The sequence below is a fragment of the Desulfobacterales bacterium genome (assembly GCA_030066985.1).
GTDB lineage: Bacteria > Desulfobacterota > Desulfobacteria > Desulfobacterales > JAHEIW01 > JAHEIW01.
Window position 1 is genome coordinate 1 of the sequence record JASJAN010000031.1, and the last position, 16,936, is coordinate 16,936.

Consider the following 16,936-nt stretch of genomic DNA (forward strand, 5'->3'; position numbering starts at 1 on the left):
AGCTGATTGCAGCGCGCGCAACCGGGCCCCAGTACCTTTACTTCCAAATAGTTATCTTCGGATTCTTCAATGGGTTGACCGACGCTTTTTTTAAACTCTCTTAAAAATGCCTGTCCATATGCTGTACGGGCGTGATCGGGAATGTAATTCATTTTCGCAAGTCGATCAAGGAGCTCAGTTGTGATTTCATCATCCGGTCTTCCGGCGCACACCTGGGCGACTTTCGATAGTGCCTGCTTTAGCCCGATAATTCCCATTCGGTTCTTGCCGACCTTAATCTGAGTAACCTCATCTGATGTCATTTTGGGTCTGTTTCCAATTTTTGGTGAATTCGATGAAAGGATCACGCATCAAGCGAAAAAATGCCCGAAGGTCATTCCGCTGATGGTGGCCATCACAACAACCAGACCAATAAATGCAACCGTTTTTTTGGTGCCCAATACACTTCTGATTACCAGCATGTTCGGCAGGCTGAGGGCGGGTCCGGCCAGCAACAATGCCAGCGCCGGTCCCTTGCCCATGCCGGCACCCATGAGTCCCTGCAAAATCGGCACTTCGGTGAGCGTTGCAAAATACATAAAAGCCCCGACGACCGATGCAAATAGGTTGGCCCATATGGAATTGCCGCCCACCAATCCGCTAACCCACTTTGACGAAATCAGCCCTTCGGATCCAGGCCGACCCAACAGCAAGCCGGCAACTAAAACACCTGCAAGTAAAAGCGGCATCATCTGTTTGGTGAAATCCCAGGTGGACAGAAACCAGTCTTCGGTTTCTCCCCGGGTCGTGGTCGTTAGGACAACCAGCGCCATGATGCCAATTGTAAAGGTGAGCAAAGGCAGATCCGGAACAATCATAGCAAAAGCCAATATGATGATGGCGGCCAGAATGACTTTATACAACTTTACCTTAAACCACAGCACTAGCAGCACACCCAGCAGTGCGGCAAAAAATCCGGTTAGTGGCCATTTCAAGCTATAAATCGCATTGTAAAATCCACCAGATTCGCCAGTCTCTCCCCAGGTGGCAAAAACCAGAATCGCCACCATGACGGCAAAATAAATCACGGTTTGCCACAGAGGCCTTTCGCCTTCGTCGTCGGGCATATGCAAGGCGGCTTGCACCTTGGCCTCCTCTTCTTTCCTGAATAAAAAGTGCATGATCAAGCCAATAATAATGCTGAATACAACAGCGCCGATGGCCCGGGCAGCGCCAATTTCAACACCCAGTACCCGCGCGGTCAGCACAATCGCCAAAACATTGATGGCCGGGCCCGAATAAAGAAATGCAATCGCCGGGCCCAGGCCGGCCCCTCTTTTCCAGATGCTGGCAAAAAGTGGTAAGACGGTACATGAACAAACGGCCAGGATGGTGCCGGAAACTGAAGCTACACCGTAAGCCAACACCTTTTTGGCGCTACCCCCCAAATATTTCATAACCGCCGCCTGTGAAACGAAACAGGCAATGGCTCCGGCAATAAAAAAAGCCGGAATCAGGCATAAAATCACATGCTCGCGAGCATACCATTTGGCCAGTGCCAGGGATTCGATGACAGCACTGGTAAATCGTTCGCTGTCAACTGGCAACCAAAAAATGACCAGAAAAGCACCGACAATCAGACTCAGCGGTTTCCAGATTCCTTTCCAGTCTACAAGACTTGGCTGTTTTTTGGTTTCGGTGTCTAATGATTTATCGGCAGCTGATTCGCTGCCGCTTATGACAATTGCTTCACTCATATGTTGCGCCTCCTAAACTGCAATTGATTTAGCTGAATGTCAGCCGGTAACAATCAATCTTTTTGAATTATGAAAGCCTCAAATTTATATATGCATATTTGTCTATATATTTTTAAATAGTACAACTAGCACAATTCGGATCGGTTGAGGAAAGGAGCCTTTTTATTTAATTCGGCCACCTCAGGGTCATTGTCAAGCCAGTGCCGGATATTCCCGAGCAAACTGGCAGCATAGGGGCTGCGGGTGCCGTCCGCCAGAAAATAATTTACCCACAGACCATCCTTCTGATAATCCACCAAACCAGCTTCCTCTAATATTTTCAAATGCTTGGAAACGGTCGGCTGGGCAACTTCCAGGGCAGCCTGCAGTTCGCAGACACACATCATTTTATGCTGCAGCATTTTTATGATTTTGATCCGATTGGGATCTGACAGTGCCTTCATGACTTTGATAAAATCTTTCATGGCAACTCCTTATATATTCCGATTTAGCAATATACTAATTCCTTCTCTAATCGTCAAGTGCTTTTTCAAATTGTGTTAATGCCCGATGATAACCTCGCGCATTGCCGCGCCTTTCAATTCATTTCCGTCACAAAGTTCGTAAATTGGCAATTAACAGTAATTCGTAACGTAATACTTTAATTTTATACAATTTTTAAAATCACCTAAGTGACAAAAGATAAAAAAGCGAAATTATGCAATTCAAATTGTTGACATCAACCAGAGATTAGAGTAGATATCTTTATATTGTATACATTATTTTTATATACAAATATTAGGCGCGCATGTTTTTGCCGTTATTAAGATTATCGGCATTGGGGCCCCAGATTGCATAGCACATTCAACAATTTATATCTTCAGGTAAGATAGCCCGTGAGCAGCAGATGTTGTTGATGCTCTGGGCAGGATTTTTCCAGAACTCTCTCTTCAGGCATAACAATAGACGGAGGCATGCAAATGTTCGCTTTGGAAGGATTTACCGTTACAAAATTTATCATCACGATCATTGCCATGATTGGCATTTCGGCCTTGTTTTCCATTTTCGGCCGGGGCGGCGGTGAATTCAAGCTCCCAGTATTAATAACGGTTTTAACGATGCTGCCCTACTTTGATATCGCCACCATCAGTTTATTTTGCATCTTTGTTCAAGGTATTACCATGCTGGCAGTGTATGGCTCCAAACACAAATTGGTGGACTGGCCCCTGGCGTTTGCCCTGGCTCTCATCGTTGGTTCATTTGCATTTATGGGCGGGTATTTCGCATTTAAGGTCAAGGCCCTTTACCTCAAAGGCACCTTTGCGGTGTTATTGCTCATATCGGCATATTTTATGTGGAAAGGTAAAGGCGTTCCCGGCAAGCCGGGCAAATTTGGTGTCTGGCATCGCGTCATGGGAAACGGTGAAGAATATGACATGAACTTGTTATTAATTGCTCTGCCCGTAGGAATCATCGCATTTATCGCCGGAATGGTCGGCATATCCGGTTGCGGGTTAATCATTCCAGTTTGCATCATACTTGGAGCCGTTCCCATCAGAATTGCGATCGGCACCAATACGATGCTCGTTCTAACATCCTCGGGCACTTCGTTTTTAGGCCACGCCGTCAGAGGAACAACACCATGGACTTTAACAACCATTCTGGGAGTGGCTGCGATTTGCGGGGCTTTTATCGGTGCCAATTTGCATATCGATATACCGGAAAAGTACATCAAGGCTGGCTTTATCACCCTGCTGGTTGTGGCATCTATATGGATGGTAGCTAAAATTTACATACTGTAATGTAAGACAAACGAATGATTATAGGGAGGAACGAAACATGAAAAAGTTAACCAAAAAGGAACGAATCGAATGTGTATTTAATATGAAGGAACCCGATTGTGTCCCGGTTTTTCCACGCAATCAGGCCCAAATGATATATTCCATGGGCTGGAAATTGCCGGAAATGACGGGTCAGGACTGGTATGATGCCGAAAAATCCGCCCTGGCGGCTTTATGGAACCTGGAATATATGGATTATGACGTTGCATTCGGCTGTTATTACGATATGGGATTCGGCGTTCCGGCCCTGGGCGGCATCCTGGACATACCCGAAAAATGGGGTATGAGTGTGCAGTGTTTGAAACATCCAGTGGAATCCAAAGCAGACTGGGATACCGTCAAAAAACAATTTCCACTGGACCCCCTCACGGATCCGCGGATGCGCGGTGCCCTGAAATCCATCAAATATGTTTCCACGGCAGTGGGTGATCATACGCCCGTCACACCGGCTTATTATACGGGCATTTGTGTGGTCAGTTTGATTTTAATGGAAGTCGGCGGCCTGATGGAGGCCTGCATGGAAGAGCCTGAATGGGTAGATGATATGTGCCGCCGAGCCTCTGATTTTGCAATGGACTGGATTCGCGCGCAGTACGAGGCCGGTGCCAATAGTTGGTTGTATCTGGCAGATTTTTGGGGCACCGAACTGATCTCACCGCAGATGGCCGATCGATTTATTACACCTTATGTCATCGAGATGAGCGAAATGGTTGAAAAAGAGTTTGGCCAGAAGACTTTTTATCATGTCCACGGGAATATGACCCGACCCAAGTCACAAGAGTGGCTTGAGAAACTAACAAAAGACGCCAATATCGTTGGCTTGCATCTGGACAAGGCCCATGACGCGAGCTGGATCAAAGAGGTCGTCAAGGGTAAAATGGGGGTGGCCGGCGGATTGCCGTTTAAGGGCGGTTTTCTGGATAAAGGACCGATTGAAAAAATTACTGCGGAAGCCAAAAAATCTCTGGATATCGCTGCTCCGGGTGGCGGTGTCATATTTGTGCCCACAGGACAGGTCCTGCCTTCCACACCCAATGAGCACTTTAAGGCCTGGATCGATATTGCGCATGAATACGGCAGATATCCGCTTGCATAAAGTGTTCAACATCCAAGGAGGAACTGGTTATGTCTGATTTTCCCGAACTGACCCAGGCGGTCATCGACGGCAACCGCAACAAGGTCGTTGAGATTGTCAATGCAGAATTAGAAAAAGGCACCACTCCCCAGACGCTGCTGTCGGATTACATGATCCCCGGCATGCTGCATGTGGGCGATCTGATGCAGGAGGGTGAATATTTTATTCCCGAGGTATTGCGTTCGGCCAAGGCGATGAAGGGGGCTTTGGAAATCTTGGAGCCGCTTTTGGCTGAAAGCGGCGGCGCGGAGTCAGCCGGCTATATTGTCATCGGCACTGTTGACGGCGACATTCACGATATCGGCAAAAATCTGGTGGCCATGCTGCTCAAGGGCAGCGGCTTTGAGGTCAACGATGTGGGGGTATCGGTGAAAACCGAGACATTTATTGAAGCGTTACAGGCAAAAGAAGGGCCGGTTTTGCTGGGCATGTCAGCGCTGATCACCCCTACCCTGGATGAAATGCCGGTGGTGATCAAGGCTGTCAAAGAGGCCGGTCTGCGGGATCGGGTCAAGATCATGGTCGGTGGAGCACCGGTCACCCAGGAGTTTTGCGATGAAATCGGTGCTGACGGTATGGCCGAAGACGCCGCAGCCGCAGTCACTCTGGCAAAGCAACTGCTCGCCGCATAAGATAAAAATTATCAATTGCCACTCAAGAGCAAAAGGAACCTAACAGATGATAGAACAAATTCAAATTTATACCCGCGGTTGCGTTCGATCCATAGCAGTGGAAAAAAGTCTGAGAAAGGCGGTCAGCAAAATGGGATTGGACGTTGAGGTCAAGGCCTATGATGATCCTGTAGTCCACAAAGCGGAAGGCCTCGATAGTTTCCCTTCCGTAAAAATAAATGGTGAACTCAGAGTTGAGGGCGACTTTACGTCTGTCGATGATTTTGAAGAAATGCTTTCAGAATATCAAAATTGACATGTGATCGCCCTAAATGATAAGACCCTACGAACACAGGCTGGAATGTCATAATAGAAGTCTCGGATCAGATCTCAACTGAATCAACGGGAAACTGGAACTGAATGCCCCCAAACATGAACAAGGAAGGTGAACTCGTGGTGACAGCTGATAAGCAGAGGGAAAATAAAGCTTCTAGGCACCTTGAAGAACAGAGCCAAAAGGTTGCCGAACTTTATAATTCGGGGACGAACTGCGACAAAGCGGTTTTATTAATCCTGCAGGAAATTTTAAAACTGCCGCCAGAAAAATGGGATTTTGCCGATTTTTATGCCGAAAACCCGGATGCCGATCGATTTTTATGCAAAGCGCTGGCCGCCGGTGCGATGGCTATTTATCTGGATGTGATCGGCCAGATGGAAGCCGAGACATCGCAATCCTCCGATATTAAAGAATCCATCGAACGCGTAAATCACATCTTTAATCAGCACCTGGAAGAGACCAGTGAAGGGAAACCCATTCATCCGGTTGATTTCGATCCATTCGCATATGATGAGGCATTGAAGGGCATAGAAATCGATGAGCGTTATAAAAAATCCTATCAAAAAAAAGTAAAAACCTTATTTCAAAGTTTTGAAACCGAATTTAATGCCTGCAACTGCCAAGATGTACTGGGTTTCGATCCATTCAGTTATGTGGATTACGATGAGGAGATGCAGGAATACATTGAAGAGGGCGAGTGGATGCAAAAATGCATCGATTGTATGCAGTTCCTGGTTAAAAAAATGGGAGATGCTGCCTAATCCCCTGCTCTTCCGACTTTTTCGGGCGTAATCTCCAGACAGCCGGATTAAAACACGCGCAGTGGCCGACCGATCAGCGGTCACTGAATACGCCATGACCTTCACGGTAATATCATATCCTGTTTCAGATTTTACATATTGTTCCAAATAATTTTGATAATGAAACAATCTGTTAAAACCTCGTTTTTTGAAAACAGTTTCCAATGATCTATATCAGGTCAGAATTTAATATATAAAAAGCCTGACCCATCATTAACCACTTGAATTTAGTACTTAAAAGAATCCGGCATAACAAAGAGGCAAACTGCGGCCAGTGCCATTTTGAGTTTCCGACCATTCTGGTATGTGTTTTGCTCAGTGATGATCATAGAAAAAGTGCCATAACACAGACGCAAACCAGGCGAAGCGGGTTCGCCACCGTCCATCAAGTCTAATATCCATACCCATGAACAAGGAATTGTAAAGCCAATTCCTTTGTAAACGCTCAAACAGTGACTATCAGAACCGTTGGAGGGGTGCTGCAGCTATAAGAGTCACAGCCCTGCTGCAGCCGCTATTTTTATTAATCCGCATAATTAAGGAGGCTGGATGATGAAGAAATTTAAACTTTTTTCATGTATAGCAATTATTGCGCTGCTGGCATTCGTGATCTGCGGCAACGCTGCTGCCAAGACTGTCCTGCGAATGAATCACCAATTTCCGGCAGCTGCGGCCGGATCCAAAATTGATCAATGGTTCGTAGACGAGGTTAAAAAAGCCACCGGTGGAGAAATTGAAATCCAGATCTTTTGGTCCAACGCGCTGGGTGCCGCCAAAGAAAACCTGACACTGCTCGGCACCGGAGCTATCGATGCCGCCGGCATGTCCGCAGGCTATTTTCCAGCCCAGTTGCCATTTTTCGCCGCACCGAACTCGCTGCCCATGGCAATGGATAATATTTGTCAGTCCAGTGCCTTGATGAAGGCCTTTATGGAAAAAATTCCGGCCTTCCAGGAAGAAGCCGAACGCAACAAAGTGGTTCCGATTTTCTTTCACCTGCTCAATCCCTACTTGCTGGTCACCCGCGAGCCGGTCAACACACTGGATGATCTCAAAGGCAAAAAAATCCGTACCTGGGGCGAGGACATGCCGCGCCTGGTAAAAGCCGCCGGCGGCACACCGGTAACCATTTTTCTGCCCGAGCTTTATGAAAACCTGCAACGCGGCGTCATCGACGGCTGCCCCTTTTCAGTGGATTTCATCCAGACCTATAAAATCTATGAAGTTGCCAAATATGTGACTGAGGTTGTTATGTGGGAAGGCCCCGCCTGGGGGGTATTCTTCAGCCAGAAGTCCTGGAACAAGCTTTCCGACAAGCACCGGCAAATCATTCTGGATGTAGCGGAAAGAGCCCGTAAACGAGAATTGACCAAGACCGCGGAAGCCGAGATTGCTGCCAGGAAATTCCTCGAAGAAAAAGGAGTTAAGTTTTCTGCATTCCCGGCTGCCGAACTGGCCAAATGGCAAAAAGCTAATCCGGATTTTTACGGAGACTGGATCAAAAAAATGGAGAAGCAGGGCAAGGGTGCCGAGGCCAAACAGACTGTGGAGCTCTGGAAAGATCTGCGCAGCTGGATCAATTGTCCGTAAATGCTAACAAACTCGATCAAACAGGGGAGAACTCATCGCTTCTCCCCTGTTTGTTTCAGAGACCCGTATGACAGAGAAAAAGAAAAAAAGTCTGTTGGACCGGACAAATGAAATCGGCGCGGTGCTGTCGGGTGTTGCGCTGCTGCTCATGATGATCATGGGAGCCCTGGATGTGTTTCTGGGCAAGGTGTTTAACACACCCGTACCCGGAACATTCGAAGCAACCGAGGCCCTAATGGTCGTGAGTGCTTTTCTGGCGATTGCATACAATCAGCAGGTTCGCGGCCACATCCGGGTCGAATTATTTACATCCAGAATGCGCCCCAAGCTGCAGCTGAAATTTGAGGTCCTTAACTATTTTCTATCAGCCCTTTTTTTCTTTTTACTGACCTGGCAGGGCTGGCGATTTGGTATCGAAAGCCTTAGAGTCGGGGAATATGAATCGGGACTGATTGCCTTTCCGGTTTACCCCGCAAAGTTATTGCTCGCGCTGGGTTTGACCCTAATGACCCTACAGTGTTTGCGGGATCTGGTGACGGCATTCAAAAATATTTTCAATCCCGAGACCAATCATACGACTTAGGTCTAACTCTATTGGGAATTAACCCATGGATCCGTTTCACGTCGGTATCGCATCAGTTATCGGACTACTAATTTTATTGGGCTGTGGTGTACCGGTCGCAGTTTCCCTGGGTATTTCCGGTTTCTTTGGATTGATGTTTGCTTTGGGGCCCAATTTTGCACTTTCAATCGTGCAAACCCTTCCCTACAGTGTTGTTGCCAATTATTCCTGGGCGGTCCTGCCGCTTTTTGTTCTGATGGGCACTTTGGCGGCGTCGGCCGGTCTCACAATGGACCTGTTTCGAGCCGCCAACATGTGGCTCAGTCGGCTGCGGGGCGGCCTTTATCTGGCGGTGATCGCCGGCTCTGCAGGGTTTGCAGCTGCTTCCGGATCGACGGTGGTCAACTCGGTGGTTTTCACCCGGCTGGCTCTGCCGGAAATGCTGAAGTATAAATATTCAAGGTCGCTATCACTGGGATGTATCTGCGCGGCAGGGACGTTTGCCGCTATGATTCCTCCAAGCCTGACAATGGTCATCTACGCCATCATCACCGAACAGTCTATCGGCAAACTTTTGCTCGCCGGAGTCATTCCCGGTATCATCTCCGCGATTCTTTATGCAATATTGATTTTTTCGCTGGTGCGATTTAAGCCTTCCCTGGCGCCAGCCATACCTGAGGTACGACACAGTTTAATGGAGAAAATGAAATCCCTTAAAGGTGTCTGGGGAATCGTGCTTCTCATCCTGCTGGTGCTCGGCGGAATTTATTCCGGGCTGTTTCCGCCTTCCGGCGCCGGAGCAGTGGGCGCCTTCGGAACATTTATGATCGCCCTGTTCAAACTCGGGCCGAAAAAGGGCTGGCTGATGGAAGGTCTGCGGAATTCGGCTGCGGTGGCATGCACTATTTTCACCATATTGATCGGCGGATTAATTTTTTCCCGGCTGCTGGTCATCACCGGTGTCGTCACCGAGTTTACCCAGTTTGTTTCCAGTCACATCCACACGGCCGCCGGCATTATGGTGGCCTTCAGCCTGATGTATATCATTATGGGGTGTTATCTGGATACCGCTTCCATGATGATCATCACTCTGCCCTTTGTATTTCCGGTCATTATGCAGTACGGCATCAATCCGATCTGGTTCGGCATTATCTTTGTGAAGGTCATTGAAATCTCCGTTATCACACCACCGGTCGGCTTGAATCTTTACGCCGTGATGAGCGGTGCCGGCAAGGATGCCAATTTCAGAGATCTCGTGTTCGGGGTTATCCCTTTTATAATAATGGATGTGATTACATTGACGATTTTAATTGTTTTCCCGGGCCTGTCGACCTGGCTTCCGGAAACCATGATGGGTAGTTAAAAATCTCAGGAGGACACCTGTAATGCGGTTTGCAACTAAAGAGTTAAACACATTTTCAGAAGAACAAATCAAAGAGTACCAGGAAAAGCGGCTGCGTCGACAGCTCACATACAGTTTTGAAAATTCAGAATTTTATCAAAAAAAATTCCAGGATTGTGGCGCACATCCTGAAGACATAAAGACACTGGAAGATTTCCGTAAACTGCCCATCATGATGACCAAACAGGACGAGCGCGATAGTCAGCATGAATCGCTGGAACGTTTCGGGCACCCCTTTGGAATGCATCTGTGTGCGCCCCTGGACTCACTGGAATTGACGTCGACCACCTCCGGGACCAGTGGCACACCGACGTTTACCTATACTTTTTCCAGACGGGATATCAACGGTCCCGTGGCCGACCTGTGGGCCTTTATGTTCAAGGCCGCGAATATCAACCCGGGGGATCGCGTGCTGTTTGCCTATGCCCTTGGCGTTTATGCCACCAGCATGCTGCTGTGGGGGATCAGAAAAATGGGCGCTTTACCGATCGACGTGGACGTTCGCGGCGGAGCGGATGCCATTTTACAATTTGCACAGCTCACCAAACCCGTTTCTTTCGCCACCACACCTTCCCTGGCTGAATTTATGATTGGCAGAGCGCCGACCACTATCGGCAAAGAAGTGGGTGAGCTCGGGTTTGATTCTCTGCTTCTGTGCGGCGAACCGGGGCCCGGTATTCCGGAAGTCAAGGAGCGCTTGGAATCGGCCTATGGCGCCCGGGTTTATGATTACTGGGCACCGGGGGGATTGGGGTTCGGTCTTTCCTGTGATTCGAACGAATATCATGGCCTGCATTGCTATGCGCCGGATTACAATTTATTTCAAGATGATTTAATCGACGTGTCGACGCGAGAGCCCATCGATAGTGTTGACGGCGCCATCGGTGAGGCTGTGCACACTTCTCTTGATCGAGACGCCTGTCCGATCATCAAGTATGCTTATGGAGACATTGTCCAGGTGATCACTGACACATGTCCTGAATGCGGTTTTCCGGGCAAACGCTTAAAATTTGTGGGGCGATCCGATGATATGCTGATCGTCAAAGGCGCTAACGTATATCCGGCCGCCATTCAGGAGATTGTCAACTCTTTTTTCCCGCGTGTCACGGGTGCCATGAAAATCGTGCTTGATGAAAAGCCCCCGCGGGTCGTACCGCCGCTGAAAATCAAAGTGGAATATGCTGAGGGCATGCAGCAGAATCAATTGGATACACTGGCAAAAGAAATCAAGTCGGCCTGCAGTCACAGCATAAAAATCAACCCCCAAGTCATCTGGGTGCCGCCCAACACGTTTGAAAAATCGCTGCGCAAAACCTCTCCTTTTGAAAAAACCTTTGAATAATTTGTTTTTTTCACAGGGAGTTTAATGATATTGGGTTGACCGTATTCCTACAGCGTGGTATAGATTTCAACGTACACTTAAAATACAAGTGTGATGGATACACCATAAATATGCAATGCTTACGACGAGGGGGTGATCTAATTGCGTTTCAAGCTATGACCGTCCGCGTTTCTTCTACCGACCCAGTCCACATCTCTTATCTAACCTAAATTGTCCAATCAAAAAGGAGTCTTAACGATGTCACTAGAAAAATATCACAAAATGGGCGAAATTATGGATCGATTTTTAAGACCCAACACCTTTCCCGTCGCCTACAAATTAATCAAAGATGAAAGCGAAATCCCAGAGAAGGCGCTGCGTCCGTTGAAAAATTATAAAACCCGCCTGTTAATCTGTCAGTGCCTGCATCTGACCAAGACCACCGGTAGAACCCACGCCTTGCTGACTGAGGATAATTATTGCCTCGAAGGGTCCTGTGCCCACGGGTGGGCAAAAAAGCCTCCATACATGCTAGACGGCACGGCCATCTATCCCCGACTGGTGCCGGACCTTGAAGTCGCCAAAAAATTTGAAAACGACAAACCCTTAATCCCTCCGGACAAAGGCTATATCGGGGTTGTCATGTCACCCTTGGGCTGGACAAAAATAGAACCCGATCTGATTCTGTTGAGCTTAAATGCCGCCAGGATGAACCGCGTTATCGAGGGCATCTGTGATCAAACCGCAGAGAAAATCGTGGCCGAGAACAGTGGCCGCGGCGGGCTTTGCTGCTGGGGCATTGCACCGGCGATGAATACCGGTAAACCCACCTATGTTATCCCAACCTTTGGTGAATATCGCTTTACCGGCGACAGTGATGACGATATGTGGTTTATCCTGCCGGTAGCCTATCTCGAACCGCTGGTCAAAGGCTTTGAACATATGCATAAAGCCGGCTGGCGTTATCCGATTCCGCGATTTGTCGAACATGAGCCCCGCTGGCCGGACGGCATGTACGGCTGGGAAACCTACGAAGCCTTTCAAGAGAAAGAAGGAAAGGGCGAGAAGTACGAAGACTATAAGGATGACTGGTTTGGAACCTATACGGATAAAGACTGGTTTGAAAAATAAGCCTGCTGATGCGTCATCTGTAAAAACAAATAAGGCGCCCCTGCGAGGGTGCCTTATTTGATTATACAGTCCGGTTGAAAGCATTTTCGGCCACGAGCCTGAAAATAAATCAACTACCCCATCATACCCGACCCGGTTCATGCGCCCGCCATTTTGAAATTTACCACTCGTAAACAATAGACCATTGTGGACACACATTGTTTCATATGAATCATTTTGTTTCATTCCGGCTCCCTCATGAAACGTTTCATTTATCAAGGTCAAAACATATGGTTCAGATAGCAATCAGACGTGAAGGCACCAGAGGTGAAATACTTTCCAGTTTCCTTATATTATTAAATATTTTTCAATCCTGCAACACCAGGTATTTCGTTGCTCAAAAAACTCTGTATACACGGCTCTTGGTATGTGTATTGCAACAGCTAGAAATGAAATTCGATACCCAGGTTGCTTAAACAAGCCAGATCAAGGTTTCAAATCACACCCCTGGGGGGGGGAACACCATATCTTTAATGATGAATCAGATTGAATTTGATATGGAAGCCCGTCATGACCCGATCAACTTCAATCTTTCTAATCAACTGACAATAAACCCAAATTTTAATAAGGACAAACCTCAGATGAAAATTACGTTTTTAGGCACCGCCGGCCTCGTGCCCGGTATGGGGCTCAAAGTTACTGGATCACGCGGTATGCTCTCGATGTTGATTGATAATGACACCCTTTTGGAAGTCGGTGACGGGGCTTTAAGAAATATCAATGCCTACGGTGTTGATCTAAATGCCATCCGGCGTATTATGATTTCCCACCTGCACTCCGACCATTTCATCGGTATCGTACACGTGCTTTTCGATATGATGAATGTGTGCAACCGAACCGAACCACTTGAAATTATCGGACCGGCCGGCATTCAGGAAGCCACCCAGGGTTTGATGGATCTGTGTGAGCTTCCGGTGGCCGATAATGAAAAAAGGGGCTATGACCTCATATTCAAAGAGCTTGGCGAATCGGAACATTTTGAAGATGTCCGCACCGTGCGCGGGGAGCATCCTTCCGAGGCGCATGCTTATCGCATCGAACGCGATGGCCGCTCACTGTTTTACAACGGTGAGTCCAGTTTTACAGAACCGGTGATCGATCTTGCCCGGGGCGCGGATCTTTTTATGAGCACGGTCGTCGTAGTGGAACCCCATTCCTTTCATATCGCACCGGAAGATCTGGGCAAAGCAGCCACTGAGGCCGGCGTGAAACGCATCGCGGTGGTCCACTGGCCTACGGAATATGAAGAAAACAGAGATGCGTTCAAAACACTCATCCTGAAGCATTTTGAAGGCGAGGTGCATGTACCGGATGATTTCACCACGATTGAAATTTAATCAGTCCGTCATAAATCGGTTTAATTAACGATATACTTGCTCAGTATAATGATTACCGGAAGGAGGATTGAATGAATAAAAAGGAGCGATTTGATGCGGTAAGGCAGCGCAAAGCGCCGGATTACATGCCGGTGTGGCCGCGGGTCATGTCTCAGATGCTATACAGTCACGGGTATTTACTGCCCGAGGTCACCGGTCATGACTGGTATGACTCAGATAAGGTCACCGAGGCGGTATTGGCCAATATCAAAGAAGTCGACTACGACATCGCCATCCCCTCCTATGTGGACTACGGGTTCGGTGTTCCACCGCTGGGCGGCAACATTATGATTCCGGAAAAATTTGGTTTGGCCGCAGGCACCACCGAGGATCAACCGGTAAAGAGCAAAGACGACTGGCCGAGGGTGCAAAAGCTGATGGCCCAATACGATGTCACCAAGACCGACCCGCGCATGGCCGGCTGTCTTGAAGTAATGAAAAACGTATCGGCCGCCGTCGGCGATGAGATGCCACTGGTGCCGATGTATTATGTAGGCACCACCGCAGCCATGTTTTTGTTTCGGCCCAACGAGGCCTTTTTAGAGGACACCTATGATGATCCGGACTGGGTGGCGGAAATGTGTGATCTGGCCACAGAGTGGGCCATCGACTGGATCGGTGCTCAGTATGAAGCCGGTTGCAATTCGGTTTGTTTTACCGCCGAGACCATGGGCACCTTGATGCTCAGCCCCAAGATGTGCATCGAGTTCAACCTGCCGTGCGTTAAAAAGCTGGTTGAAGCGGTCAGAAAAAATCACAACCAGGCCACCTGGCTGCACATTCACGGGGATATGACCACCCCCAAGGCCTTTGAATATCTAGAGTTGCTGGTTAAAGAAGCCGGTGTGGAAGGTTTTCATTTTGACGAGTTCAACCCACCGGATTGGATCAAGACCGAAGTCATCGACAAGTTAGGGGTGCCAGCCTGCATCATTACCGACGGAGCCGACATTGTTAAAGGGCCGCCGGAAACAATTGATGCGCAGGTTAAAGATCAGATCTCTAAAATCGGCGATGGGCTGGGAGTGATGATGGCGCCCAGCTGCCAGGTGCTGCCGGCCACCCCTCAGGAAAATTTTAAGACCTGGGTGGATGCCACCCATCAACACGGTAAATATCCGCTTGCATAAAGCACCAAACCCTTAAGGAGGAATTGGTTATGTCTGATTTTCCCGAACTAACCCAGGCGGTCATCGACGGCAATCGCAACAAGGTGGTTGAGATTGTCAATGCAGAAGTAGAAAAAGGCACCACCCCTCAGGCGCTGTTATCCGACTTTATGATTCCCGGCATGCTGCATGTGGGCGATCTGATGCAGGAGGGTGAATATTTTATTCCCGAGGTATTGCGTTCGGCCAAAGCCATGAAGGGCGCTTTGGAGATTTTGGAGCCGCTTTTGGCTGAAAGCGGCGGCGCGGAGTCAGCCGGCTATATTGTCATCGGCTCTGTCGACGGCGACATTCACGATATCGGCAAAAATCTGGTGGCCATGTTGCTCAAGGGCAGTGGCTTTGAGGTCAACGATGTGGGTGTGTCGGTGAAAACCGAGACATTTATCGAAGCGCTCAATGAAAAAGAAGGGCCGGTTTTGCTGGGTATGTCAGCGCTGATCACCCCTACTCTGGATGAAATGCCGGTGGTGATCAAGGCTGTCGAGGAGGCCGGACTGCGGGATCGGGTCAAAATCATGGTGGGCGGAGCGCCGGTCACCCAGGAGTTTTGCGATGAGATCGGTGCCGACGGCATGGCTGAAGACGCCGCGGCTGCAGTCACTCTGGCAAAGCAGCTGCTGACCGACTAGTGCTCAATTTGTAAAAGGAAAGAGGTTTAAACAATGGCAGACGTACTGACGACAACCGTAAGATCAGCATCAAAGGAAGTTTCCTTCAGCCGTGAGTTGCCGACGGCGATTATCGGTGAGCGCATCAACCCCACCGGCCGCAAAAAGTTGCAGGAGGAGCTCAAGGCCGGTAATTTTGACACGGTCAAAGCCGATGCGCTGGCGCAGATTGAAGCCGGTGCGGCCATCTTGGACGTCAATGCCGGTGTGCCGGGCGCCGATGAGCCGGCGCTGCTGGTGCAGATGATCGAGGTGCTCAGCGAGTTGACCGATGTGCCGCTTTGCATTGACACGGCTAATGTTAAAGCGCTGGAGGCCGCGCTGGCGGTTTATGCGGGCAAAGCGCTGGTCAACTCTGTCAACGGTGAAGAAGAAAAGCTGGAAAAGATTTTGCCGTTGATCAAACAATACGATGCGGCGGTCATCGGTTTGACCATGGATGATGAGGGTATTCCCAAGACGCTGGAAAAACGCATCGAGATCGCCGGCAAAATCATGGATCGCGCCGCCAAAGTCGGTATTGCTGCCCAGGACATTGTCATCGATCCTTTGGCGATGTCGATCGGCGCCGACGATCAGGCCGGCAAGATGGCGCTGGATGCGGTCGAGGCGATTGTCAAAGACTATGGGGTCAACATCACCATGGGCTGCAGCAACATATCATTTGGCATCCCGGATCGCGAGTTGCTCAACGGAGCGTTTTTGGCCATGGCGATCCGCTGCGGGCTAACCTGCCCGATCACCAATCCGCTGTTTGATGAGGTAGTCATCTCGATTCTGGCCGCCGATCTGGCCATGGGTCGTGACGAATTTGCCACCAACTGGATCGGTGGTTACCGCAAACGCCAAAAAGCCGCTCAAAAATAGGCGCGGCAAGGAGAGACACATACCATGATTGAAAAAATTCAATTTTACACTGCCGGCTGTCCCCGGTCACAGATCTCGGAGAAAAATTTAAAAAAGGCCATGGGCAAGCTGGGCATTGAGTTTGAGGTCGAAAGCATTGATGATCCAAAAGTTCATGAAGCAGACGGGGTATCGGCCTTTCCGGCTATAAAGATCAACGGCGACATCAAGTCCGAAGGGAAATTCATCACAGTTGATCAGTGTGAAGAAATTTTGGACGAATACAAATAACGAGGCGATATTTTGATGAACAAATCGCATTCGGGCGTATGCCTGAACCGTTTTTCTTTTGTCTCAACATTTTAATTAACCTGAAAGGAGGCGGTCACT

Annotated in this window: 18 protein-coding genes; 15 read left to right on the forward strand and 3 right to left on the reverse strand. The window is 48.8% G+C overall.

Annotated features, from left to right (window positions below):
• The 3 genes from QNJ26_15640 to QNJ26_15650 all read right to left on the reverse strand — a co-directional run.
• Positions 1 to 302: hypothetical protein (locus QNJ26_15640; protein MDJ0986972.1), on the reverse strand; the 302-nt coding region annotated here is incomplete at its 3' end.
• Between the two features lie 48 nt (positions 303 to 350).
• Positions 351 to 1,736 carry a permease gene (locus QNJ26_15645; protein ID MDJ0986973.1) on the reverse strand — a complete coding sequence of 462 codons (1,386 nt, stop codon included), beginning with the start codon at positions 1,734 to 1,736 and terminating at the stop codon, positions 351 to 353.
• Between the two features lie 125 nt (positions 1,737 to 1,861).
• Positions 1,862 to 2,200, reverse strand: a complete 339-nt coding sequence (locus QNJ26_15650) for a metalloregulator ArsR/SmtB family transcription factor (protein MDJ0986974.1) — start codon at positions 2,198 to 2,200, stop codon at positions 1,862 to 1,864.
• A gap of 495 nt (positions 2,201 to 2,695) precedes the next feature.
• Between QNJ26_15650 and QNJ26_15655 the strand changes: the two genes are divergently transcribed.
• From QNJ26_15655 to QNJ26_15725, 15 genes are all read left to right on the forward strand, one after another.
• On the forward strand, positions 2,696 to 3,517 hold the full coding sequence (locus QNJ26_15655) for a sulfite exporter TauE/SafE family protein (GenBank protein ID MDJ0986975.1): 822 nt from the start codon (positions 2,696 to 2,698) through the stop codon (positions 3,515 to 3,517).
• A 37-nt stretch (positions 3,518 to 3,554) separates the two neighbouring features.
• Positions 3,555 to 4,652: a uroporphyrinogen decarboxylase family protein gene (locus QNJ26_15660; GenBank protein ID MDJ0986976.1), complete on the forward strand. Its 1,098-nt coding sequence runs from the start codon at positions 3,555 to 3,557 to the stop codon at positions 4,650 to 4,652.
• A 29-nt stretch (positions 4,653 to 4,681) separates the two neighbouring features.
• Complete coding sequence (locus QNJ26_15665; protein MDJ0986977.1) at positions 4,682 to 5,323, forward strand: corrinoid protein; 642 nt, start codon at positions 4,682 to 4,684, stop codon at positions 5,321 to 5,323.
• Between the two features lie 46 nt (positions 5,324 to 5,369).
• Positions 5,370 to 5,618: a thioredoxin family protein gene (locus QNJ26_15670; GenBank protein ID MDJ0986978.1), complete on the forward strand. Its 249-nt coding sequence runs from the start codon at positions 5,370 to 5,372 to the stop codon at positions 5,616 to 5,618.
• A gap of 104 nt (positions 5,619 to 5,722) precedes the next feature.
• On the forward strand, positions 5,723 to 6,400 hold the full coding sequence (locus QNJ26_15675; protein ID MDJ0986979.1) for a hypothetical protein: 678 nt from the start codon (positions 5,723 to 5,725) through the stop codon (positions 6,398 to 6,400).
• Positions 6,401 to 6,988: 588 nt separating this feature from the next.
• Positions 6,989 to 8,029 (forward strand): C4-dicarboxylate TRAP transporter substrate-binding protein, encoded by a 1,041-nt coding sequence (locus QNJ26_15680; protein ID MDJ0986980.1) that lies wholly within the window; start codon positions 6,989 to 6,991, stop codon positions 8,027 to 8,029.
• Positions 8,030 to 8,096: 67 nt separating this feature from the next.
• A complete protein-coding gene (locus QNJ26_15685; GenBank protein ID MDJ0986981.1) occupies positions 8,097 to 8,612 on the forward strand; it encodes a TRAP transporter small permease in 516 nt (171 codons plus the stop codon).
• 25 nt (positions 8,613 to 8,637) lie between these two features.
• Positions 8,638 to 9,954, forward strand: a complete 1,317-nt coding sequence (locus QNJ26_15690) for a TRAP transporter large permease subunit (GenBank protein MDJ0986982.1) — start codon at positions 8,638 to 8,640, stop codon at positions 9,952 to 9,954.
• Positions 9,955 to 9,976: 22 nt separating this feature from the next.
• Complete coding sequence (locus QNJ26_15695; protein ID MDJ0986983.1) at positions 9,977 to 11,335, forward strand: phenylacetate--CoA ligase family protein; 1,359 nt, start codon at positions 9,977 to 9,979, stop codon at positions 11,333 to 11,335.
• 237 nt (positions 11,336 to 11,572) lie between these two features.
• On the forward strand, positions 11,573 to 12,445 hold the full coding sequence (locus tag QNJ26_15700; GenBank protein ID MDJ0986984.1) for a DUF169 domain-containing protein: 873 nt from the start codon (positions 11,573 to 11,575) through the stop codon (positions 12,443 to 12,445).
• A gap of 620 nt (positions 12,446 to 13,065) precedes the next feature.
• Positions 13,066 to 13,821, forward strand: coding sequence for an MBL fold metallo-hydrolase (locus tag QNJ26_15705; GenBank protein MDJ0986985.1), 756 nt, complete (start codon positions 13,066 to 13,068; stop codon positions 13,819 to 13,821).
• A gap of 71 nt (positions 13,822 to 13,892) precedes the next feature.
• Entirely contained in the window at positions 13,893 to 14,990 is a 1,098-nt protein-coding gene (locus tag QNJ26_15710) for a uroporphyrinogen decarboxylase family protein (protein ID MDJ0986986.1), read from the forward strand.
• Between the two features lie 29 nt (positions 14,991 to 15,019).
• Positions 15,020 to 15,661, forward strand: a complete 642-nt coding sequence (locus QNJ26_15715; GenBank protein ID MDJ0986987.1) for a corrinoid protein — start codon at positions 15,020 to 15,022, stop codon at positions 15,659 to 15,661.
• Positions 15,662 to 15,694: 33 nt separating this feature from the next.
• Positions 15,695 to 16,567 (forward strand): dihydropteroate synthase, encoded by an 873-nt coding sequence (locus QNJ26_15720; GenBank protein MDJ0986988.1) that lies wholly within the window; start codon positions 15,695 to 15,697, stop codon positions 16,565 to 16,567.
• A gap of 24 nt (positions 16,568 to 16,591) precedes the next feature.
• Complete coding sequence (locus tag QNJ26_15725; GenBank protein ID MDJ0986989.1) at positions 16,592 to 16,837, forward strand: thioredoxin family protein; 246 nt, start codon at positions 16,592 to 16,594, stop codon at positions 16,835 to 16,837.
• Positions 16,838 to 16,936 lie beyond the last annotated feature (99 nt).

Excerpts from the sequence above, each read along its gene's own strand:
- QNJ26_15645 (MDJ0986973.1), bottom strand. The coding sequence starts at position 1,736 with ATGAGTGAAGCAATTGTCATAAGCGGCAGCGAATCAGCTGCCGATAAA.
- QNJ26_15650 (MDJ0986974.1), bottom strand. The coding sequence starts at position 2,200 with ATGAAAGATTTTATCAAAGTCATGAAGGCACTGTCAGATCCCAATCGG.
- QNJ26_15655 (MDJ0986975.1), top strand. The coding sequence starts at position 2,696 with ATGTTCGCTTTGGAAGGATTTACCGTTACAAAATTTATCATCACGATC.
- QNJ26_15660 (MDJ0986976.1), top strand. The coding sequence starts at position 3,555 with ATGAAAAAGTTAACCAAAAAGGAACGAATCGAATGTGTATTTAATATG.
- QNJ26_15665 (MDJ0986977.1), top strand. The coding sequence starts at position 4,682 with ATGTCTGATTTTCCCGAACTGACCCAGGCGGTCATCGACGGCAACCGC.
- QNJ26_15670 (MDJ0986978.1), top strand. The coding sequence starts at position 5,370 with ATGATAGAACAAATTCAAATTTATACCCGCGGTTGCGTTCGATCCATA.
- QNJ26_15675 (MDJ0986979.1), top strand. The coding sequence starts at position 5,723 with ATGCCCCCAAACATGAACAAGGAAGGTGAACTCGTGGTGACAGCTGAT.
- QNJ26_15680 (MDJ0986980.1), top strand. The coding sequence starts at position 6,989 with ATGATGAAGAAATTTAAACTTTTTTCATGTATAGCAATTATTGCGCTG.
- QNJ26_15685 (MDJ0986981.1), top strand. The coding sequence starts at position 8,097 with ATGACAGAGAAAAAGAAAAAAAGTCTGTTGGACCGGACAAATGAAATC.
- QNJ26_15690 (MDJ0986982.1), top strand. The coding sequence starts at position 8,638 with ATGGATCCGTTTCACGTCGGTATCGCATCAGTTATCGGACTACTAATT.
- QNJ26_15695 (MDJ0986983.1), top strand. The coding sequence starts at position 9,977 with ATGCGGTTTGCAACTAAAGAGTTAAACACATTTTCAGAAGAACAAATC.
- QNJ26_15700 (MDJ0986984.1), top strand. The coding sequence starts at position 11,573 with ATGTCACTAGAAAAATATCACAAAATGGGCGAAATTATGGATCGATTT.
- QNJ26_15705 (MDJ0986985.1), top strand. The coding sequence starts at position 13,066 with ATGAAAATTACGTTTTTAGGCACCGCCGGCCTCGTGCCCGGTATGGGG.
- QNJ26_15710 (MDJ0986986.1), top strand. The coding sequence starts at position 13,893 with ATGAATAAAAAGGAGCGATTTGATGCGGTAAGGCAGCGCAAAGCGCCG.
- QNJ26_15715 (MDJ0986987.1), top strand. The coding sequence starts at position 15,020 with ATGTCTGATTTTCCCGAACTAACCCAGGCGGTCATCGACGGCAATCGC.
- QNJ26_15720 (MDJ0986988.1), top strand. The coding sequence starts at position 15,695 with ATGGCAGACGTACTGACGACAACCGTAAGATCAGCATCAAAGGAAGTT.
- QNJ26_15725 (MDJ0986989.1), top strand. The coding sequence starts at position 16,592 with ATGATTGAAAAAATTCAATTTTACACTGCCGGCTGTCCCCGGTCACAG.